This is a genomic window from Bacillus cereus group sp. MYBK5-2, from assembly GCF_051915685.1.
GTDB lineage: Bacteria > Bacillota > Bacilli > Bacillales > Bacillaceae_G > Bacillus_A > Bacillus_A cereus.
Map to the genome: position 1 here is coordinate 74,179 of NZ_JBQAFE010000006.1, position 21,992 is coordinate 96,170.

The following is a 21,992-nucleotide window of genomic DNA, read 5'->3' on the forward strand; positions in this document are numbered from 1 at the left end:
CGCATGGACAAAACATGTCATTCAGATGAAAATAAAAAGTGGAGTGCATTAGATTCCTCAAATCCTCATCCATCTTTTAAAAATGCTAGCGTTTCAGAAGCAGCTGCGCAAGAAAGTAAAACGTATCAAATTTCTGAAGAATCTATTACAATTGTAGATTCAGCAGATGTAGAAGTTACTACTACAGATACAAAAGCTGCTTTATCTATTCAAGCAGCATTACAAGCAGCTATCGTGGTTATAATAAGTATTTCTATAGCAGATAGTGAAAAAGCTGACCGTGTAGCACAAGAATTGTTTCAAAAATCATCTATTAAACAAATTAATAAACAAGAAACTGTTATTAGAAATTCTAGAAATGTTACAGTTACGACTACGGATACAGACATAGCAGTAAATGTTCAAATTCTTCTCCAAATTTTATTAGCTTTACTAGTAAAATTAAATATTTTATAAAATGTTTAACTTGTTTTTATCTAGTGATTCTTACAGGTGAATATTCACTGTTTTAATTATAGTACAGGCTATAAATATTTATCATAACTGGACTAATATTCAACATCACCAAAGTATGAATGTAAACAAACAATTTGATGGAAAATAAAGTTTGGTTATTTTATGAAAATGTAAAAGCCATTTCCTTTATTGGATTTGGCTTTTACATTTTAAACAGTATGAATTTGAAAAGATTATATTAAGATAAAGAATTAAAATATAATGATACAAAATACTTATAAAATTATTCGTGTTTTAGAAAAATAATAAGAAAAAGGTGTTTAAAATAGAATCATTTTCATTAACAGTTCAAGTTTTGAAGAATAGTGCATACAATATAAAGTGTTTTCCTTTCTTCATTTAAGTTTTACGTATATAATTTAAAAGTACTATTTTTATTTTATTATTTTATATTTATAACAGAATAGAGGTTTAAAAATGGGTGTTAAAATCATTACGGATAGTGCGGCGGATTTACCAGTAGAATTGCTGCAAGCATATGATATTGATTTAATTCCACTCCGTGTATATGATGAAGCAGAAACAGAGTATTTAGATGGAGTAACATTAGAGTCAGTTACATTATTGCAAAAAATGAGAGAAGGCGCTGTTTATAGAACGTCATTGCCTTCACTTGAAACGTTCCAAGAAAAATTTGTTTCTTATGCAAAAGAAGGTAATCCTTGTATATATTTAGCTTTTTCATCTGAACTGTCTGGTACATATCAATCATCAGTTGTCATTAAAGAGGAAGTAAAAGAAACATATGCTAACTTAGATTTAGAAATTATTGATACGAAATGTGCTTCGCTTGGTCAAGGTCTTGTCGTTTTAGAAGCTGCTAAAATGGCAAAAGACGGCGCGTCAAAAGAAGATATTTTAAAGCGTGTTGATTTTCTAATGAGCCATATGGAACATATCTTCACTGTAGCTGACTTACAGTACTTAGTGAGAGGTGGACGTTTAAGTAAAGTCGCAGGATTTATCGGTGGTTTACTAAACATTAAACCGATCTTAAACGTGGAAGAAGGAAAACTTGTACCACTTGAAAAGGTACGAGGGAAAAAGAAAGTATTAAGCCGTATTGTTGATATTATGGAAGAACGTGGTAAAGACCTTAAAGGTCAAACAATCGGTATGACTCACGGTGACGATTTAGAAACAGCTGAAGCATTAAAATCATTAATTACGGAAAGATTTGGCTGTGAAGTATTTATCGTAAATACAATTGGTGCAGCAATCGGTGCACATACAGGACCTGGCGTTATAACGTTATTTTTCTTAAATGAAGTAGAGTAAAGGATTGATCTTTTGATCAATCCTTTTTTATTTTTTAATCTGTGATAATCGGTCGATATGGTATTGATGAAGATAAAATCTTTGAAGTTTTCCTATATCAAATGCAATCTTGTAGAGGGAGTATTTTTTATATGTGTAATGATACTTAATGGTAGAAGAAAAGAGTATAAATAAGAATATATTTATAGGAATTTAAATATTTGAAGATATCAAAATTTTGCCATTTCATATATAATTGTGTGGGGAGAAATATCTGTAACTATTTGTAAAAATAGGAGGCGGCTATAAAAATGCAAGAAAGTGCTAGATGGGATTTAAATCGCTTGTATTTGAATGAGGATATTCTATTTCCGATTTTGGAGTTGAAAGAGCAATATTTTGTAACAAAAGATGTAGAGATTCTTTCAAAGCTTATACAAGCTATTGAAAAAGCAGAATACTATTTGTACTGTCGATCGGTTGAAGAAAGTGTTCCATCTGACCTTACTAAATTGACCGTGAAAGTGAAGGAACTAAAAAGTGAATTACAGCAAGTAATAAAACATAATGAAGTGGAAACTTCAGATAATACTAAGTTAATAAAAGATGAACTTAATGCGTGGGAAAATATGTACATACAATTACGGGATAGGATAGAAATAGAGCACAATAATAAACTATTATCCTTTGGACAAGCAAATACTATTGCAATGAATAGTGATAATGAAAAGGAAAGATTAGAAGTATTCGATTCATTAACATGTGCTTTACATAAGGAAAAAGAAATCTTTGCTACTGTATTAAATCAAGTAGGGAGATTGCGTAATGCAAAGAGTAATGAAATAGAAGATAGAGAGATTTTAACACAATCTTTTCATGCGAATGGCATTTCAGAAACTGTATTATTCCAAATGTGGAATTTGACAGAAGAAAACCTTGATAAATTAGTAAGTGCTTTAAACGTGTATAAGAAAGGGAAAGCTTCGATTACATGGCATGAACTTATGACAGTAAAGGAAAGTAATGAGGTCATGATTCCTTTTTCAGTAGCAGTACAAAACGTTTATGATGCATGTAAGAATATTGATGAAGAATTAGCAGAATTTGCACGTAATGCGATAGAAAGTGGATGGATAGATGCTGAACCGAGAGAGAATAAACCACCAGGTGGGTTTTGTGCTCCATTTTTCAGTGAGAAAGAATCGAGAATCTCCATGCGTTATGATGGGAGTATAGATAGTGTAAGAGTGCTCGCTCATGAATTAGGACATGCTTGGCATTTTTATAATATGAGTTTTGAACAATCTACATCTTTTTTAGATGATTATTTGCCGATGAGTACGGCTGAATCAGCATCTATTTTCTTTGAAACGGTACTCTTAAATTATCTAATTGAAACAACGGATAGTAAAGATATGAAAAAGGTATTGCTTAGCTGGAAAATAAGAAATAGTTTTAATTATGTAATGGCAATACGAGCATCGTATCAGTTTGAAAAAACATTTTATGAAAAATGTAAAGAGGGTCCATTAAGTGCTGATGAAATTGAGAAATTATCTATAATGGCACAAAAAGAAGCTTATGGAAAAGCTTTAAGTGAATACCAGCCGTTTGTATGGATGAAATATATTCAATTTTATATAGCAGATGTTCCTTTTTACAATTATCCATACACGTTTGGATATTTAGTAAGTTTTAGCTTATTAGAAATAGCTCAAGAAGGTAAAAGTACTTTTCATTCGAAATATAAAGAGTTCTTACGAGAAACAGGAAAGGCTCCAGTAGAGGAGCTTATGAAAAAACATTTTGAAATAGATATAAGAAATTATGAATTTTGGAATAAAGCTTTTATTCAAATTTCTAAAGACATTGATGAATATTTGCAGCTTATATAAGGGGAGAGTAAAGTGGATCAGCAATTTATAAAAGGTATACCTTTTTCAACTTTAGAATATGCAAAAGCTATAAGTTTATTAAAAGGTTGGTTATATGAACAACAAGAGAAACCAAGGTTTGTAGTAACTGCAAATCCTGAAATTGTTATGTCTGCAAAGGAAAATACGGAAAAATCAAAGGAGTTTAAAAAGATGTTACTATCTGCGGATTTAATAACAGCGGATGGGATTGGTGTCATAATTGGCTCGAAAATATTAAAAGGAACTTTGAAAGAACGTGTTACTGGGGCGGATTTAACTCACGATTTAATAAAATATTGTAACGACAATGAATATCGTGTCTTTCTTTTTGGAGCTGCGCCAGAAAGTAATAAAAAGGCATTAGAAAAATTAAATGAGCAGTTCCCAGGAGCACAATTTAAAGGACAGCATGGATTTGTAAATGGTGAAGAAATAGAAGAAATAAAAATGAAAATTAAGCAATTCAAGCCGCATTTATTACTTGTAGGACTAGGTTCACCAAAACAAGAAGAGTTCATTTATGAAAACATACAAACATTAAACGTTCCGCTATCTATTGGTATCGGAGGAATGATTGATATAATATCTGGTACTGTAAAAAGAGCACCGAAAATAATGAGGGATACTGGAACTGAATGGCTGTATAGGTTACTCTCACAGCCGAAAAGATTAAAGAGACAACTTGTACTTCCGAAATTTTTATTGTCGGTTATGTCAGAGAGGATTAAAGGGATTAATTAATAAAGGGGACTACATACATGAACAGAATCGGCATTATCGGAGCAATGCAAATTGAAATAGATTTACTTTTAGAAAAGCAAGTAATACAAGAAGAACAGACAATAGCGGGAATGCCATTTTATATTGGAGAATTCATGGGAACAGAAGTAATTATTGCACGTTCTGGTGTAGGGAAAGTAAATGCAGCTGCATGTGCGCAAACATTAATTCATAAATTTAATGTAGACTCTATCATCAATACGGGCGTTGCTGGTGGATTACATCCAGATGTAAAAGTTGGTGATGTAGTTATTTCAACGAATGTTACCCATCATGATGTAAGTAAAAATCAAATGAAAAAATTATTCCCGTTTCAAGAGGAGTTTATTGCAAGTAAGGAATTGATAGAGTTAGCACGTAAAGCATGTAACAGTAATAGTTCAAATATTCAAGCTCACGAAGGAAGAATTGTAAGTGGTGAATGTTTTGTTGAAGATTCAAAGTTAAAGGCAAAATTAATAGATGAATACGCACCTCATTGTACAGAAATGGAAGGTGCAGCAATTGGACATGTTGCCTACATAAATGATATACCGTTTCTTGTTATACGATGTATTTCTGACAGTGCAGATGATGAAGCTCAAGTTTCTTATGATGATTTCGCGAAAACTGCTGCGAATTATTGCTCAGAAATTATTATTGAGATGCTTAAAAATATATCTGGTAAAACTATAGTCCAAAAGGAGAGATAGGAATGTTACAAGCATTAATTTTTGATATGGATGGAACATTATTTCAAACAGATAAAATTTTAGAATTATCGTTGGATGATACTTTTGATCACTTAAGATCACTTCAATTATGGGATACGGTAACACCGATTGAAAAATACCGTGAAATTATGGGTGTGCCGCTACCGAAAGTTTGGGAAGCTTTATTACCGAACCATTCTATTGAAATAAGAGAACAAACAGATGCATATTTTTTAGATAGACTAATTGAAAACATAAAAAGCGGAAAAGGCGCTTTATATCCAAATGTAAAAGAAATATTTACATATATAAAAGAAAATAATTGTTCAATTTACATTGCTAGTAATGGTTTGAAAGAATATTTACGAGCAATCGTAACGTATTATGCTTTAGACAAGTGGGTGACTGAAACGTTTAGTATCGAACAAATACAATCGCTAAATAAAGGTGACTTAGTTAAAAGTATTATGAACAAATATGATATAAAAGAGGCAGCCGTAGTTGGTGACCGGCTATCTGATATAAATGCAGCGAAAGACAACGGTTTACTGGCAATTGGATGCAATTTTGATTTTGCGCAAGAAGATGAACTTGCTCAGGCTGATATAGTAATAGATGATTTAATAGATTTAAAGCGGATACTGCCTGCTGTACAGAGATAAATAAAGTGTGTGCATTTTTTTCGAGTCCTATATGTCTTATTTTATGGAGGGGAATATGCTTAAAAATAATTTTAAAATTAGTAATATTCCTGCGGTTTTGTGGGGAGATAAGAGTGAAAAAATTTTTATTGCAGTACATGGAAATATGTCAAATAAGGAAGATGTAGTTATTCAAATATTAGCTGAAGAAGCCGATCGAAAAGGTTATCAAGTATTAAGCTTTGATTTACCTGATCATGGAGAAAGAAAGAATGATAACACTCCTTGTAAAGTACAGTTTTGTGTTAATGAATTATCTATAATTATGAACTACGCAAAAGAACATTGGAAAGAAATAAACGTGTTTGCATGTAGTATGGGAGCATATTTTAGCCTTTTAGCTTTTCAAAATGATGTGATAGAAAAGGCATTATTTTTATCACCAGTAGTTAATATGGAACGAATTATAGAAAATATGATGAAATGGTTTAATGTAACACCGGAGCTTTTACAAAAAGAAATGACTATAGAGACACCTATTGGTCAAAAGTTATATTGGGATTATTTATGCTATGTAAAAGAGCATCCTATTAGTACATGGAATACAGATACATATATTATGTACGGAGCTAAGGATGAACTGTGCGAATTTGAAACTATTAACTATTTTACAAAAAAACATCGTTGTGAATTAGAAGTTATGGAGACGGGTGAACATTATTTTCATACTGAAGAACAGTTGAAAATATTTGAACAGTGGTTACACAAGCATATCAATTAACAAATTATAATTTAACTTATACCTGCTAGAGAAGAATGGTGAATTTATAAACTGATATTATATTTGAGAGACATTATAAATGTATATGTATTCATTTAAGTAAACAGGTGCTTTAGTTCAATAAGAATTACACAACTTTAAAGAGCCTTACCACACACTAGATTGTAGCAAGGCTCTTATATTTTCATAATAAAATTAATTAACTGTATTATCGATTTGAAGTATATGCATACTATGAATTAAATAAAGTAACAACCATAAAAATGCTCAGAATAAATGATTCTCGAGCATTTTTATGTATTTTCGTACTTAGGGGGAATGGACTTGAAAGATATACATATTCAACAAATAGAAAATTTAATGGAATATGAATTCAGTCATCTCGTTCAAGACAGTGAAGAAGAAGGGTTTAATTTCCTTATAAGACTAATAAATGAATATAAAAACAAAGTAAATGTATTCAATAAAACTGGAGAATGTTTATATGGTATTTTCCAAGGGGATATGTTAATCGGAGTTGGAGGTTTAAATAAAGATCCGTACACAAAAGACAATAAGATTGGGCGGTTGAGGAGATTTTATATTTCCAAGGATTATCGGCGTATAGGGTTAGGGAATTTATTATTAAATCAACTATTATGTCATGCGGAAAAGTATTTTGAAGTGATTGTTTTACATGCTGACACGAAGCAAGGGGATGTGTTTTATACTTCAAATGGATTTGTAAAAGGGGGATTATATAAGGGATCGAGTCACTACAAACTATTATAGAGATTGCTATCCAAAGAATAGCTACGGAAAGATATTTTCGTTGATAAATCGATATATTTTAAAAATCCCTGATATATATGAAGGTGCGACCCTTATATTAAAAACAACTTTTATAATTTCATTTACCAAATTGTTATTATAAAAAAGAGCACCTTAGCTTTTAAAATTTAGCTTATAAGGTGACTCCTTTTCATTCAATTACATTTTAACCTTCATGTGTTTCAATAATAATCCTGGTTTACCTTTTACATAATAAAAATGCGGATTATTTTCATCATCATAAAGCATAATATAAGGCTTTTCTTTTAGTGGGAGTAGTATAAGTACTTCGTCTATTGTAGTGTGTAACCATTGATTAGTAATAGAAACCGGCTTAGATAAAGGGATTTTTATCATATAGCCATCTTTTGGAACGACATTTAAGTTTTTAAATGGACCAGTAATTGATTTAGCGTATTGAACTGCTTCTTTTTGGATTACTGGATCTAAAGATTGTTTTTGAATGACCATTTCTTTTTGACAATCAAATACTTCAATTTGTTGATTTGTATTTGCGAACGCATTTGTTGATAATAGAAATAGAAGCAGAGAAATGACCCCGATTTTTTTTATCATAGTACAACACCTCACCATTACTATCCCCTCAAAAGCTTTAAATATTTTTCTGTCACATTCATGTAACAAGGATGTTGTATGATACAATTGGTTTTTGTTTAAAAGCAATGGAGGAAAAAATATGAAAGTTTTAATTGCAGATGACGAACAAGATATGTTAAGGATTTTAAAAGCTTATTTTGAAAAAGAAGGCTTTGAAGTATTATTAGCGAAAGACGGAGAGGAAGCACTTCAAATATTTTATGATGAAAAAATTGATTTAGCTATTTTGGATTGGATGATGCCGAAACATAGTGGTATTACTGTCTGTCAGGAAATAAAAAAGAATTCAAGCGTAAAAGTATTAATGCTTACGGCGAAAAGTGAAAGTGAAGATGAATTAGCAGCGCTTCAAAGTGGGGCAGATGAGTACGTAAAAAAACCATTTCATCCAGGAGTACTAATTACGCGAGCGAAAAAACTTATTCAGCATGATGATATTATTCAAGTACAAGATGTAAAGATAAATTTTGCCAAAAATAAAGTATATAAAAATCATATAGAGTTAGAAATTACAAAAACAGAGCTCGAATTAATAAAATGCTTTTTAAATCATAAAGGAACTATTTTAACTCGTAAGAAATTGTTAGACATTGTATGGGGATTTGACTATTTTGGAGAAGAGAGAACGGTTGATACACATGTAAGAAGGCTGCGTAAAAAAATTGGAGAAAATATTATTAAGACGCATCGTGGGCTGGGTTATAGTTTGGAGGAACAAAGTGAATAAACTTGGGAAAAAGCTATTTCTCAGCATTTCTTTAACCGTTATTCTTATATTTACAATTTCTTTATTATTAATTAACTTTCTCCTGCCGAAATATAATATTTATAAAACACGTGAAAACTTAAATGAATTTACAACTCAAATACAAAATGCGCCAGTCAATGATTTAGAAGATGTTATTCATACAATTGAAAGTGAAAATAACGTTACAATTGCGTATACGCCAATTAATCAGTCAGAAGATGCTATGAACGACGCGTTACGCATGCAACTTACCAAAAAGAAAGTAACGTTAAATAAGCTTTGGATTACGAAAGACGAAGTTATGAAAGTGAAGACGGAAGGGCAATCGAATAAACTGTACGATCAAGGAAAGGTAAAAGCGAGTTTTTTTGCTAAATATATTGCGAAAGATGATACGATAATTTTAATTGGGACTTCCATTGCGAATTCAAATGAAATTATAAATACGTTAAATACATTTTACTTATATATCCTATGTTTCTCGCTCCTTCTTATTATTTTACTTGTGTGGATACTTTCAAAAATAATAACGACACCACTGAAAGAGTTAAGTGATGTGGCTCAGGATATTTCACATTTGCAGTTTAAAAGAACGAAAGTGAAAACGAATGATGAAATAGGAGAGTTGGCCAATAGTATTAATATCATGAGTGAAAAACTACATGAAGCACATCAAGACTTAACTGATCGTAATGAACATTTAAAACGATTTATGGGTGATGTAACGCATGAATTAAAGACACCGATCGCATTAGTAAAAGCATACTCTATGGGGATTAAAGATGGATTAGATGATGGGACTTATGTAGATACAATTATTAAACAAACAGATCAAATATCAAACTTAATTGAAGAACTATTACGATTTTCTAAACTAGAAAGAGATATTTTACAAAAAGAAGAATTCCCCATTGAACCACTGGTTCAGAGTATATTAGATAAGCATCAGATTGAACTGGATTCGAAAGAAATTAACTTGCAAGTAAATTGTAATGCGGGCAATACAATCGTTTATGCAGATTTAAATAAAATGAGAATGGTGTTTCAAAATTTAATTTCTAATGCGATAAAATATACAGCAAATCAAAACATAATAATTACATTAGAAGATAGAAATAAAAGTATATATTTCCAAATAAAAAATGGCATTCCTACGGATAAAATTAAGGATATCGAGAAAATTTGGGAGCCTTTTTACGTACTAGAATCTTCTCGTAGTAAAGAAAAATCAGGTACAGGATTAGGACTAGCGATAGTGAAAAGTATTTTAGAAAGGCATGGTTTTGAATATGGAGTTTCCTCTATAGATGGAGAAATTCAATTTTATATAAATGTGAAAAAGGACTAATGAAAATATTAGTCCTTTTTGCAGCTTTAGAGATTAGCGATACAGGATGAATCACCATAATTTTCAAAATTGATGTATTAAATGGAGAATTAGCAAATGTTCTACTTTCATTAAATTCACGTGAAGTTCACAGGAAAACGTTATATTTACATAGTTATATTTGAATTTAATGAAGTGAGGTATTTAGATTTGAAAAGAAAGAAATTAGTAATTGGTAGCATTTTAATGGGTATGACGTTATCTTTATCTGCATGTGGTTCATCAGATAATATTGTAACGACAAAATCAGGAAGCATTTCAGAAAGTGATTTTAACAAAAAATTAAAAGAAAACTACGGTAAACAGAATTTATCTGAAATGGTAGTAGAAAAAGTATTACATGATAAATATAAAGTTACGGATGAAGAGGTAACGAAACAACTAAAAGAATTAAAAGACAAGATGGGCGATAATTTTAATACATATATGGAATCCAATGGTGTGAAAAATGAAGATCAGTTGAAAGAGAAATTAAAGCTTACTTTTGCTTTTGAAAAAGCTATTAAAGCAACCGTAACGGAAAAAGATATTAAAGATCATTATAAGCCAAAGCTTCAAGTTAGCCATATTTTAGTAAAAGATGAAAAGACAGCAAAAGAAATTAAAGAAAAATTAAATAGTGGCGAAGATTTCGCGGCATTAGCTAAACAATATTCAGAGGATCCAGGTTCTAAAGAAAAAGGTGGGGAACTATCTGAATTTGGACCTGGTATGATGGTGAAAGAATTTGAGGATGCTGCGTATAAGTTAGAAGTTGGTCAATTGAGTGAACCTGTTAAATCTTCTTTCGGATATCATATTATTAAGCTAACGGATAAAAAAGAGCTTAAACCGTATGAGGAAGAGAAAGAGAATATTCGTAAAGAATTAGAACAGCAACGTATACAAGATCCTCAATTCCATCAACAAGTTACTAGAGAACTGCTTAAAAATGCAGATATAAAGGTATCTGATAAAGACTTGAAAGATACCTTTAAAGAGTTAGAAAAATAATAAATGGAATGTAAGGCAAGCGATAGAAATATCGGTTGTCTTTTTCTCTATTTATCCCGCTATTTGCCGGGCAGTAAGACCCCACCTCAAAATTCAGCGAAAGCAAAGAAGTGGCCCTGCTGATCGTAAACGCCCAATTGGTGAGGGCTGATTAAAGTTTTACGTTATAAAGAAGGAGGAAGTGGGAAAATACTTTCATACCTGCATTAAATTTTACTTAATAAGAAATCTTTGAGTTTCTCAACTTTTATATAAAATAAAACTGAATTTTCAGTTATTTTGTTATATAGTAAAAGAGAACGAATAAGGGGAGGGAACATTTTGAGTAAAAAGAAAATGGCAATTACACTGTCAGCAATGCTATCTGCAACAATTATACCTAGCTTTACTATGGATGTGCATGCAGAGAAGAAGGAAGAGACTAAAAGTACGAAAATTGAATTAGAAAATGGGATGACAAAACCGATTTATTCTCTCGATGAAGCTATTATCGAAAATTTATATGTAGAGACAGAAGTTGATAGTGATCGAGACGGTAAGAAAGACAGAGTATCGATAAAAGTTATGCGTCCAAAGACAGATTCGAATGTGAAAGTTCCTGTTATTTATGAAATGAGTCCATATCGATCTGGATTAAAAGATGTTCCTGTATATAATGTAGATGAAGAATTGTATGCGTATGAAGGAAAACCGTATGGAGCGGTTAATCTTGGTTCGTATGGGAACTATTACGTGCCAAGAGGTTATGCAGTTATTCTAGGCGAAAGTATCGGTACTGGAAAATCAGATGGATGCCCTACAACTGGAGATGAACAAGAGATACTCGGGACAAAATCTGTTATTGATTGGGTAAACGGTCGCGCGAAAGCATTTACAGAACAGGGTGAGGAAGTTCAGGCAAATTGGTCTACAGGAAATGTAGGTATGACTGGAGTTTCCTATAATGGTACATTACCAAATGCTGTTGCGACTACTGGAGTCGAAGGTTTAAAAACAATTATTCCAATCGCAGCAATTAGTAGTTGGTATGATTATTATCGTGCAAATGGTGCAGTCATTGCTCCAGGCGGATATCAAGGGGAAGATACAGATAATATGGCAGAAGCAGTACTGACAAGGGAAAACCCTGAAGTTTGCGGACAAGTTATAAAAGAGTTAACGGCTGGACAAGACCGAAAAACAGGTAATTATAATGATTTTTGGGATAAACGTAACTATGTAAAAGATGCTAAAAATGTAAAAGCGAGTGTATTTGTTGTTCATGGTTTAAACGATTGGAATGTTAAAACAAAACAGTTCGCGCAATGGTGGGAAGCACTTGGAGAAAATAATGTTCCGCGTAAAATGTGGCTACACCAAGGTGGTCATGGTGGGACATCAAGTAATAGCTGGCAGCAAACACAAAATAAATGGTTAGATTATTGGTTATACGGGATTGAAAATGGAATTATGGATGAACCAATGGTTGATGTGCAAAGAGAAAATAAAACGTGGCAAAAGATAAAAAATTGGCCAGATCCATCAGCTGTACCTTCAAAAATCCGTATGTATTTAAGTAATAAATCAGTCAATTTTCCATTAAGTATGGGATCGGCTAATAAAGTTTTCTCATTCTTAGATGATGCACAAATGAAATCAAACCAATTAGTAGCAAATCCAGAATTAGAAGTAGCAAATCGATTAGTATATACAATGCCTGTACTGCAAAAAGATACGCGTATAAGTGGTACACCAAAGATTTCAATTACAGGAAATATTGATCGATCTGTATCAAATTTAACAGCATTACTTGTTGACTATGGAGGAGCGAAGCCGGAAATCGTAACGAGAGGCTGGATGGATCCACAAAACGTAAAGAGTATAGAAAATTCAACAGCGATTCAAGCGGGCAAAGATTATACATTTACATGGGACATGCAGCCAGATGATTATGTATTTAAAGTGGGGCATCAAATCGGAGTTGTTTTAATTGCAAGTGATTATGATTATACAATTAGACCGAAAGCTGGCACGAAACTTACAGTGAAATTAAGTGAAGTGACATTGCCGATTGTGAAATAAATATTTTTTCTAAAGAGCTTACTAAAGTAAGCTCTTTAATTTGTAGTCTGAATTTTTAATTTTTATATTTCAAATTGGAAGGGTATGTAATACAATATCATTATATTCTATGGAAAGTGAGTGATATATTATGATAGTCAGCTCTTTCGAAATCTCATTAAAATTAGAGGTACAGGAAGATTAGTTGAATTGAAATCTTCCGTACGTAAAAACGGAGGAGAAAATAAATGTTTAGCTTTTATAGTACACTTTGTACGGAACTGTATGATTACACAAAACCAGTCGGTTATTCTTTAAATGGTGATATTGAGTATTACAAAGAACGTTTAAAAGATTGTAGAGGAAGAATCCTCGAAGCTGCAGTAGGTTCAGGGCGTGTCATCATTCCGCTTCTAGAGGCTGGTTTTAAAGTGGATGGGATAGATTATTCACCTGAAATGCTAGATTCTTGCCGTAAGCGCTGTAAAGAGAGAAGCTTACATCCTAATTTGTATGAAGGAAGCTTGCAACAATTTTCACTTCCGCATAAATATGACGCAATTATCATTCCTACTGGATCTTTTTGTTTAATTGAAAATCGTGTGGATTCTATAAATGCATTGAAATGTTTTTATGAACATCTTAATCCAGATGGACAATTAATCGTAGATATTATGCTTCCGCATGACTGGAAGACTGGAGAAATTCATACATCGACTTTCTCTTTGCCAAGCGGAGACGGAATCACATTAGAAAATAAATCAATTGAAATAGATTGGCTGGACCAAGTTACTGTATCATATTTGAAATATGAAAAGTGGAGTAAAGGACAGTTAGTACAAACAGAATTGCAACGCTTTGCGCTGCGCTGGTATGGAATAGAAGAGTTTATACTTCTTTTAGAAAGTATAGGTTTCTCAAACATTACTTGCTCTGCTGAATATGTTTATGAAAAAGAACCGTCAAACGCAAATCAAATGATTACTTTTGAAGCTGTGCGAAAAGAATAGAACTAAAACTATGAATAAAAAATAAGGCAATCGTTTTAAAATCGGCTGTCTTATTTTTTATTTTATGTAATGGTTTATAGAGAAAGATTGGAGGGAAATAAATGAAACTTATATTAATATTTGGCCCACAAGCAGTTGGAAAAATGACAGTGGGGCAAGAATTAGCAACATTAACCGGTTTAAAACTTTTTCATAACCACATGACAATTGATTTAGTAAGTCCAATTTTTGATTACAGTACGAAAGAAGCAAAAAGACTAGTAAGTTTATTTCGTAATGAAATATTTGAAGAAGTATCTAAAAGTGATTTATCTGGAATGATTTTTACGTATATATGGGCATTTGACCTCCAAGAGGATTGGGATTATATACATCATGTAGAAAATATTTTTGAATCAAAAGGTGGGACAGTGTATTTTGTAGAGCTGGAAGCGGAATTAGATGAAAGATTAGAACGAAATAAAAGCCCGAATAGATTAGAACATAAACCGAAAAAAAGAGATATTGAGTGGTCTGAAAATAATTTGAAAGAAACGATGAAAATGCATAGATTAAACTCTCTTCATGGTGAAATTGAAAAAGAAGAGTATATAAAAATTAATAACACGTATTTGAGTGCAAAAGAAGTAGCGGAAATGATTAAAGAGAAGTTTCAATTGTAAAATTCCCAAAGTCTATTTCGTTTCTATTGTCCAAGCATTCTCCTACTAATTACATATACTATTTATGTTAAAATCGGTCACTATTTTAGATGGTGCTATTTTAATATATATAACTATGCAGGGAAGAGGGGAGAATAAATTTGGAAAACGTAGAACAAGATAGAATTGAAAATCAAGTGTATTCAAATCGTGTAGTAAGATCAGAATTTGATTCGAATTGGGAAACTTGTATATCAAAGAGTGGTTATGTAATTTATGTAGCAACAAGTAATAATGCTGAAGTAATAGTGCTTCTTGCAGATGGTTCAAGTAAATTATTAATTTTCGAAAAAGGCGGTAAAGTAGTAGTAGGTGGCGGTGGAACAAGTCATTACAGTAAGCCGCATATTGCAAGAAATATTTAAGATAGAACATGTTGTTAATTAAGAAGAAGCTGGAAAACGGTTGTCATTCATGTTTAGGGCATGATAGACGAACCGTTTTTTTATTTGTTTATAAATTTAGAAGAACTTCATTGATTACAAATACATCGGGATGACCAGCGAAATTAGAAGAAAACTTGGCGGCTAATGGTACAAAATATTATGTAGGTTTGCAAGAATCTTATAAGCGATATAAAAAGTATTTCCTATTTGGGGAAACACTACTTCTATGTTATAGTATAATAGTGTTTTTAAAGGACGCTATTTTAATATATCTATAATTTTGTTATGTATTATTTTTATATTAAATAAGCGTCTAAAGTATTTTTTTATATAAGGAGTAATAATTAGAGAAATGAAAAATATAGACTTTATACTAGAAAGTGACGAGGCATTAAAACCGTCTGAACGATTAGTACTATTATTATTAGAGAAGCATAGAATGTTATATACGAACGATCTATTGGCATTATCAAATTTATCATATAAAACATTAACAGATTCATTAACCGCACTAGTTTTAAAATCGTATGTGTTAAAGGAAACAGGTAAGGGAAGAAGACAGAATTGCTATAGATTAGTATGATAAGGCAGCTGTTTTAGAGACTTTTACATATGTTTTTTTCAATCGTAAGGTGAAAGTGTATTTTTGTTTTCAAACGAAAAACTCACTATAAGAGGGGCTAAGATAGTAGTGTTTCATTTTTGTAAATGTAATTATTTCATCACTGAAAATACAAAAATAAAATAAACAGTATAAAAAAGAAACAAAAAAACAATCCATTCTAAAAAGGGATTGTTTTTTTATTGGAATAATATTATTTGATGCGTCGAAAGCATGAATAGCAGTAATAGACATTACCTGTTTTATTTCATGCAACTGAACAAATATGATGAAAACTATGTGTATAGTTTTTTGCTTGCTTTTTCAGTAACTCTAATGAAATCATGGTCTTCATTGTTTAAAGGCAGTATTTTTAACATTATTGCTATTCAGCATTAAGCACAAAAGAAGTGGTATATAATATTGTTATGTAAACTTAAGATTTTAAAAGGAAAATGTAATAATGAATAGAACATGTAGAAGGAGATGCTTAAATATTTTGAAGGATGGGAGATTATTATGGAGTATTTACAATCAATAGCACAAGCTGTGATAAGTGGTAATAAGGAAAAAGTAGTAAAGTTTATAAAGGCGAGTCCAAGTGTTGTTAACGAATGTAGTGAAGATGGCTGGACAACACTTCATTTAGCAGCTTATTTTGGACAGAAAGAAATAGCGAGTTTTCTTTTAGAAAGCGGTGCAGATATACATAGTAGAGCGAAAAACGAAAATGAAAATACGCCTTTGCAAGCGGCAATTGCGAACAAGCAAAGTGAACTTGTCGCTTTCTTAATTGAAAAAGGATCAGATGTAAATATTATGCAAAGTGGTGGCTGGACAGGACTCCACGAAGCAGCATTATTAGGAAATGAGGAAATAATTATGTTGCTCCTTAAAAATGGAGCTAATAAGATGATTAAGAAAAGTGATGGGAAAACAGCGTATGATATTGCATTAGAAAAAGGATATGATCACCTTTTACATCATTTGAAACAGGAAGTGAACTTATGATGAATAAATGGAGTGTTGGTATATTTTTATTTAATGAAGTAGAAGTGTTAGACTTTGCAGGGCCATTTGAAGTTTTTTCTGTAACTGAGGTGAATGGAGAAAAACCATTTACTGTTTATACAGTTAGCGAGAATGGGGAAATGATTACAGCAAGGAATGGATTGAAGGTACAGTCAGATTATAGTATTGAAAATTTACCACCAGTGGATATTTTAATAATTCCGGGCGGGCTAGGTGCTAGAAAATATGAAATAAAAAATGAAATAGTAATAAAATGGATTCGCCAACAAATGAAAGAAGTAAGGCTGATGACTTCAGTTTGTACAGGAGCGCTATTACTGGCGAAAGCAGGTTTACTAGAAGGTTTAAAAGCAACAACACATTGGGCTAGTATTGAAAAGTTTAAAAATGAGTTTCAAAATGTTGAAGTTATAGAAAATGTAAAGTTTGTAGATGAAGGACATATTATAACATCTGCCGGAATTTCAGCTGGAATTAATATGGCATTTCATATTGTGAAAAACTTGTTAGGTGTGCATGTTGCGGAGGACACAGCGAAGCGAATGGAGTATGATATTAGTTTCCCAAATTAAAAAGCCCGGATTGGGCTTTTTATATTGAATGAATATAGTTAAGCTCTTCATCACTCAACATAGGGCGAACAGATGCATTTGCATTTTCTTGTGCTTGTATTCCTGTTTTGGCACCAGGAATTACAACACTTACTGCCGGATGAGAGAGTACATAGCGAAGTGCAAGTTGCCCTAAGGTCTGATTTTTATTTGAGAGCAACCGAAGTTTCTCTACAGTTTGTAAGTCTTCTTGAAACCAAGTTTCATTTGGCCAATCTTTGCGTAAATCTCCATCCGGAAAAATTGTTTTATTTGAGAATTTTCCAGTTAAAATGCCCATTTTTAATGGACCACGAATAACAGCTCCTAAATTTTTCTCTTGTAAAAATGGTAATATATCTTTTTCTGGTTTTCGATTTAATATATTGTAATCAAGCTGTACGATATCAATTTCGTTGTTGTTATTGAAATGACGAATGTATTGTAAATCATGAGTCGAAACACCGACTGCTCTTACTTTGCCATCACGTTTTAATATGTCAAATGCACGTAGAAATGCTTCTGTTTCCCTACGATTATGCCACCAAATATGACAAAAATAAAGATCAATATAATCTGTTTGAAGACGTTGTAAACTTGTTTCGAATACGGCGATGATTTTTTCGGGAGTATCATATACAGGAACTCCATTAGGGTCGTAGTGATGTCCGATTAAACCACCTTTCGTTGATAGGATAATATCATTACGATGTCCTTTAATCGCGGTAGCCACCAACTTTTCACTATGTCCTAAACCATACACATCCGCAGTATCAATAAAATTCACACCACACTCAATTGCTTTTTTTATAGCGGTTATAGATTGTTTATCGTTAACAGGTCCCCATTCATCCCCACCGATTGCCCATGCGCCAAAACCTATTTCAGAAACAGTTATTCCAGTTTTACCTAATGTACGGTAATGCATATTCCCCCTCCTTGTAAGCATGTTATAACATGGATATGTGGGGAAGGAATTTTGTGTGTGAAAAAACTCTTCTACAATAGTAGAAAAAGAATTACAGAAACTACTATTTTATAGCAGCATGTATAAAAAAAAACGGTGTAAATATGGAAATGTCGTCGAATGCTATCTTTAATTGGTTAATTTATGGGATATTTTTGTGAAGGAGTTTATTTTATAAGAATAGAATTAATTTAGTAAGAAAACGTGCCGATGGTAGTGAAAAATATGGGTTAGGGGGATTTGAATGAGGAAACTCAAACGAGTAAATGTTCCTAATATACCAGAGCAATTATCACAACCTAGTGACAAGCGTAGGATAAATAAAAAGAAGTTAAGGCGACTTATTTTAATGGTCCTTTTTATTGCAGCAACTACTCTGTACGTTCAATATATTTTAACGAAACAACAAGAAGTAATTGATAAAAAGAAAGATACGATTACGGATCAAAAGAAGCAATTAGTATCTTTAAAGAAAGATAAAGATTCTTTAAAGACTAACATAGAGAATTTAACAGACGATGAGGAAGAAATTTTGAAGTTAGCGAGAAAAGAGTATCAATTTTCTAAGTCAAATGAAACTATATTTGTGATGCCAAAGTAATAAAAAACAGTTAGCCATTGAACTGCACCTCCAATTGTTAGGCAGCGTCTAACAATTGGAGGTGCAGTTTTTTATGTATGAATGTCATGGTACAAGGAACAATCACATATTGTAAAAATGAAGAGTTTAAGCTGTTTTCATAAATATGGAATATGCACTAAAATAAATGTTGTTAAAATTCTGTCAATTATATTATAATACAAGGTAAGCGGATACATTTTTTAATCAACGTTGAGTTCCTCGCTCATACGACTATTAAGAAACCCGTTATCCTCGTATAAGAAAGGAAGATAGCTGTGTACGCTTCAAATACAATTTATATCGTAGGGGATGCGAAAGCACCTCAAAATAATCCCATTACTGAAAAGTATAAAAGCTATTTCGTAGCATTTATACTTGTTAAGGATACAGGGGAAATTGTAGATGCAGACTGCTCAGCGACAATTGCATTAACATCTCAATTTGTTAAATATTTATTTCTACATAAAAATATAAATGACCCAGCGTTAGTAATGGAAGTAAAGAACCGATATTTCGGTTCTTCTCAAAAAGCGTTACTTGTAGCGCTAAAAGATGCACAGAAAAAATATAATCAGATTGCTGCTTTGTCTACTCAATCATAGACAAAATCCAGCCGTAAGAATCATTCTTATGGCTGGATTTTTTTATTTCACATTAACGTCCTACATCAAAAGCAAACGAAAATAAAGTAGAGAGATAGGAGAGTAAATGCCCAATGGGTTTACCTAATAATCCGTGGGTATAAATCTCCGGTGGATTAAAATTTCACTTCATTGGAGAACGAAAGGATGAACAAAATGAAAATTACAGATGTAAAAGTAAATCGTAGACGTGTAAAACTGCATACACCGTTTAAAACCGCGCTTCGTACTGTAACCGAAATTGAAAGTATAGATGTTTATATTCATACAGACGAAGGAGTGATTGGTAAGGGGGCTGCAGCCGCAACGCCAGTTATTACGGGGGATTTCACCAGCGGAATGGAAGAAGCGATTTTAGGGCCGATGCGTTCATGTTTAATTGGTCAAAATATCATTCAATTTCAGCAGTTACTACAGCGCATTCAAATGAGTTGTATTGGAAATTCAAGTGCGAAAGCAGCGGTAGATATCGCTTTATATGATGTATATTGCCAATATCAAAATGTGCCGTTATATGCATTGTTAGGCGGGAAGAAAGAAATTCATACCGATATTACAGTGAGTGTGGATGAGCCTGTATTAATGGCAAAAGAAGCGAAGAAACATATAGAAAAAGGATTTCAAACATTAAAGATTAAAGTGGGTAAAGAGGCGCATTTAGATTTGGAACGTATTGAGGCAATTCGAAATGTGGTACCAAGAAATACGACATTACGTTTAGATGCGAATCAAGGTTGGAGTCCAAAAGAAGCGGTCTCTATCATTCAAGAGATGGAAAATCGTAATTTAAATATAGAATTTATTGAACAACCAGTACACGCGAAAGATTGGGATGGGTTAAAGTACGTCAAAGATCGTGTGCAAACGCCAATTATGGCCGATGAAAGTATATTTTCAGCAAGTGACGCATTAAAGCTCGTTCAAGGAAGATATGCAGACTTCATTAATATTAAATTAATGAAATGTGGTGGCATACGTGAAGCATGGCGTATTGCTGATATCGCAGAAACAGCTGGTGTGAAGTGTATGGTGGGCAGCATGATGGAGTCTTCACTTTCCGTTAGTGCTGTTGCGCATTTAGCGGCAGCGCATCCTAATATTCATTATTTTGATCTTGATGCACCGCTTTGGTTAATGGAAGAGCCAGAAGGAATGACTTATTCTGGATCAAAGGTAAACCTTCAATCGACAGTGAATAGTAAATCTTAGGAGAAGAGACAAGTAAACTATCTTTTAAGGGGGATATATATGAAAAAAGTAGGAACTGCATTTTTAACAACTTTATTTATATTTTCATCGTTTACATCGGCAAATGCTGAAGAAAAGAAGGATAATAAAGCATTTATAGATGTATCTGCTGCAACGTTATGGACAGCACCTGATTCATTAAGACCAATCGATACACCGAGTGCAACAAATCCAGTGGATCTATGGAAATGGACGAAATCAATGACACTTGACGAGAAACTATGGTTAACAAATGCAAATAAATTAGAAACACAAGCTTTACTCGGTCAAGAAGTAACTGTTATTGATAAGAAAGGCGAATGGGTGAAGGTATTAGTGCATGGACAGCCAACACCACGAAATGAAGAAGGTTATCCGGGCTGGATGCCTGAAAAACAATTAACATATAATCAAGAATTTGCAGATAAAACAAATGAACCTTTTGTCTTAATAACCAAACCAACAGCGATTTTATATATAAATCCTTCTGAAAAACATAAATCACTTGAAGTCAGTTATAATACAAGACTGCCGCTATTAAGTGAAGACACAATTTCATACCGTGTATTGTTGCCAAGTGGTCAGAAAGCATGGCTACGAAAAAATGATGGAACAGTTTACCGATCTCAAACTGATATTCCAACTCCGGCGGCCGATGATTTAATTAACACAGGGAAAATGTTTTTAGGCTTACCGTATATATGGGCTGGTACAAGTGGTTTTGGATTTGATTGCTCTGGCTTCACACATACGATCTATAAATCGCACGGCATTACAATTCCGCGAGATTCTGGACCGCAATCAAGAGCAGGGGTTGCAGTTGATAAAGAAAATCTACAAAAAGGAGATTTAATTTTCTTTGCACATGATCAAGGGAAAGGTAGTGTCCATCACGTTGCAATGTATATTGGTGATGGCAATATGATTCACTCACCAAGAGCTGAAAGGTCGGTAGAGATTATACCGCTAAATACACCAGGATATATAGAAGAATACGCTGGTGCTCGTCGTTACTTACCTTAAAAATAGAAGGGGG

At 32.6% G+C, this 21,992-nt stretch carries 24 protein-coding genes; 22 read left to right on the forward strand and 2 right to left on the reverse strand.

Annotation, left to right across the window (positions count from 1 at the left end):
* Positions 1–3 precede the first annotated feature (3 nt).
* From ACTFP3_RS20065 to ACTFP3_RS20100, 8 genes are all read left to right on the forward strand, one after another.
* Entirely contained in the window at positions 4–456 is a 453-nt protein-coding gene (locus tag ACTFP3_RS20065) for a spore coat protein (RefSeq protein ID WP_000361676.1), read from the forward strand.
* Between the two features lie 477 nt (positions 457–933).
* On the forward strand, positions 934–1,794 hold the full coding sequence (locus ACTFP3_RS20070; RefSeq protein WP_000538278.1) for a DegV family protein: 861 nt from the start codon (positions 934–936) through the stop codon (positions 1,792–1,794).
* 290 nt (positions 1,795–2,084) lie between these two features.
* The gene (locus ACTFP3_RS20075; protein ID WP_033696155.1) at positions 2,085–3,668 is read left to right on the forward strand and encodes a M3 family metallopeptidase; all 1,584 of its coding nucleotides are present in this window, start codon (positions 2,085–2,087) and stop codon (positions 3,666–3,668) included.
* 12 nt (positions 3,669–3,680) lie between these two features.
* A complete protein-coding gene (locus ACTFP3_RS20080) occupies positions 3,681–4,430 on the forward strand; it encodes a WecB/TagA/CpsF family glycosyltransferase (RefSeq protein ID WP_000372664.1) in 750 nt (249 codons plus the stop codon).
* A 17-nt stretch (positions 4,431–4,447) separates the two neighbouring features.
* The gene (locus tag ACTFP3_RS20085) at positions 4,448–5,161 is read left to right on the forward strand and encodes a 5'-methylthioadenosine/adenosylhomocysteine nucleosidase (protein ID WP_326036455.1); all 714 of its coding nucleotides are present in this window, start codon (positions 4,448–4,450) and stop codon (positions 5,159–5,161) included.
* Between the two features lie 2 nt (positions 5,162–5,163).
* Positions 5,164–5,823, forward strand: a complete 660-nt coding sequence (locus ACTFP3_RS20090; protein ID WP_033696156.1) for an HAD hydrolase-like protein — start codon at positions 5,164–5,166, stop codon at positions 5,821–5,823.
* Between the two features lie 55 nt (positions 5,824–5,878).
* On the forward strand, positions 5,879–6,583 hold the full coding sequence (locus ACTFP3_RS20095) for an alpha/beta hydrolase (protein ID WP_440011057.1): 705 nt from the start codon (positions 5,879–5,881) through the stop codon (positions 6,581–6,583).
* A gap of 276 nt (positions 6,584–6,859) precedes the next feature.
* Complete coding sequence (locus ACTFP3_RS20100) at positions 6,860–7,354, forward strand: GNAT family N-acetyltransferase (protein ID WP_113304098.1); 495 nt, start codon at positions 6,860–6,862, stop codon at positions 7,352–7,354.
* Between the two features lie 198 nt (positions 7,355–7,552).
* Here ACTFP3_RS20100 and ACTFP3_RS20105 read toward each other — a convergent pair whose 3' ends face one another.
* Complete coding sequence (locus ACTFP3_RS20105) at positions 7,553–7,969, reverse strand: hypothetical protein (RefSeq protein WP_033696158.1); 417 nt, start codon at positions 7,967–7,969, stop codon at positions 7,553–7,555.
* 121 nt (positions 7,970–8,090) lie between these two features.
* Between ACTFP3_RS20105 and ACTFP3_RS20110 the strand changes: the two genes are divergently transcribed.
* From ACTFP3_RS20110 to ACTFP3_RS20155, 10 genes are all read left to right on the forward strand, one after another.
* Entirely contained in the window at positions 8,091–8,738 is a 648-nt protein-coding gene (locus ACTFP3_RS20110) for a response regulator transcription factor (RefSeq protein WP_033696159.1), read from the forward strand.
* Positions 8,731–10,107 carry a sensor histidine kinase gene (locus ACTFP3_RS20115; RefSeq protein ID WP_001037254.1) on the forward strand — a complete coding sequence of 459 codons (1,377 nt, stop codon included), beginning with the start codon at positions 8,731–8,733 and terminating at the stop codon, positions 10,105–10,107. The genes ACTFP3_RS20110 and ACTFP3_RS20115 overlap by 8 nt, the downstream gene beginning before the upstream one ends.
* Positions 10,108–10,296: 189 nt before the next feature.
* A complete protein-coding gene (locus tag ACTFP3_RS20120; protein ID WP_002204764.1) occupies positions 10,297–11,139 on the forward strand; it encodes a peptidylprolyl isomerase PrsA in 843 nt (280 codons plus the stop codon).
* A 321-nt stretch (positions 11,140–11,460) separates the two neighbouring features.
* On the forward strand, positions 11,461–13,200 hold the full coding sequence (locus tag ACTFP3_RS20125) for a Xaa-Pro dipeptidyl-peptidase (RefSeq protein WP_197323781.1): 1,740 nt from the start codon (positions 11,461–11,463) through the stop codon (positions 13,198–13,200).
* A gap of 227 nt (positions 13,201–13,427) precedes the next feature.
* Positions 13,428–14,189 carry a class I SAM-dependent methyltransferase gene (locus ACTFP3_RS20130; RefSeq protein WP_000490918.1) on the forward strand — a complete coding sequence of 254 codons (762 nt, stop codon included), beginning with the start codon at positions 13,428–13,430 and terminating at the stop codon, positions 14,187–14,189.
* Between the two features lie 101 nt (positions 14,190–14,290).
* Positions 14,291–14,851: an AAA family ATPase gene (locus tag ACTFP3_RS20135; RefSeq protein ID WP_000767065.1), complete on the forward strand. Its 561-nt coding sequence runs from the start codon at positions 14,291–14,293 to the stop codon at positions 14,849–14,851.
* A gap of 140 nt (positions 14,852–14,991) precedes the next feature.
* A complete protein-coding gene (locus ACTFP3_RS20140; RefSeq protein ID WP_000432429.1) occupies positions 14,992–15,255 on the forward strand; it encodes a hypothetical protein in 264 nt (87 codons plus the stop codon).
* 373 nt (positions 15,256–15,628) lie between these two features.
* Positions 15,629–15,859, forward strand: coding sequence for a hypothetical protein (locus ACTFP3_RS20145; RefSeq protein WP_000789031.1), 231 nt, complete (start codon positions 15,629–15,631; stop codon positions 15,857–15,859).
* Between the two features lie 537 nt (positions 15,860–16,396).
* On the forward strand, positions 16,397–16,888 hold the full coding sequence (locus ACTFP3_RS20150) for an ankyrin repeat domain-containing protein (protein WP_440011185.1): 492 nt from the start codon (positions 16,397–16,399) through the stop codon (positions 16,886–16,888).
* The gene (locus tag ACTFP3_RS20155; protein WP_440011060.1) at positions 16,885–17,481 is read left to right on the forward strand and encodes a DJ-1/PfpI family protein; all 597 of its coding nucleotides are present in this window, start codon (positions 16,885–16,887) and stop codon (positions 17,479–17,481) included. The genes ACTFP3_RS20150 and ACTFP3_RS20155 overlap by 4 nt, the downstream gene beginning before the upstream one ends.
* Positions 17,482–17,500: 19 nt before the next feature.
* On the opposite strand, the gene ACTFP3_RS20160 is transcribed toward ACTFP3_RS20155, so the two are convergent.
* Positions 17,501–18,427: an aldo/keto reductase gene (locus tag ACTFP3_RS20160; protein ID WP_440011061.1), complete on the reverse strand. Its 927-nt coding sequence runs from the start codon at positions 18,425–18,427 to the stop codon at positions 17,501–17,503.
* Positions 18,428–18,710: 283 nt separating this feature from the next.
* Between ACTFP3_RS20160 and ACTFP3_RS20165 the strand changes: the two genes are divergently transcribed.
* The 4 genes from ACTFP3_RS20165 (at position 18,711) to ACTFP3_RS20180 (ending at position 21,979) form a co-directional block, all read left to right on the forward strand.
* Positions 18,711–19,067 (forward strand): FtsB family cell division protein, encoded by a 357-nt coding sequence (locus tag ACTFP3_RS20165; protein WP_001228727.1) that lies wholly within the window; start codon positions 18,711–18,713, stop codon positions 19,065–19,067.
* Positions 19,068–19,363: 296 nt separating this feature from the next.
* Positions 19,364–19,690, forward strand: coding sequence for a DUF3870 domain-containing protein (locus tag ACTFP3_RS20170; protein ID WP_000271318.1), 327 nt, complete (start codon positions 19,364–19,366; stop codon positions 19,688–19,690).
* A 186-nt stretch (positions 19,691–19,876) separates the two neighbouring features.
* On the forward strand, positions 19,877–20,938 hold the full coding sequence (locus ACTFP3_RS20175) for a dipeptide epimerase (RefSeq protein WP_001038463.1): 1,062 nt from the start codon (positions 19,877–19,879) through the stop codon (positions 20,936–20,938).
* A 39-nt stretch (positions 20,939–20,977) separates the two neighbouring features.
* Complete coding sequence (locus ACTFP3_RS20180; protein WP_000755419.1) at positions 20,978–21,979, forward strand: C40 family peptidase; 1,002 nt, start codon at positions 20,978–20,980, stop codon at positions 21,977–21,979.
* Positions 21,980–21,992: the final 13 nt, after the last annotated feature.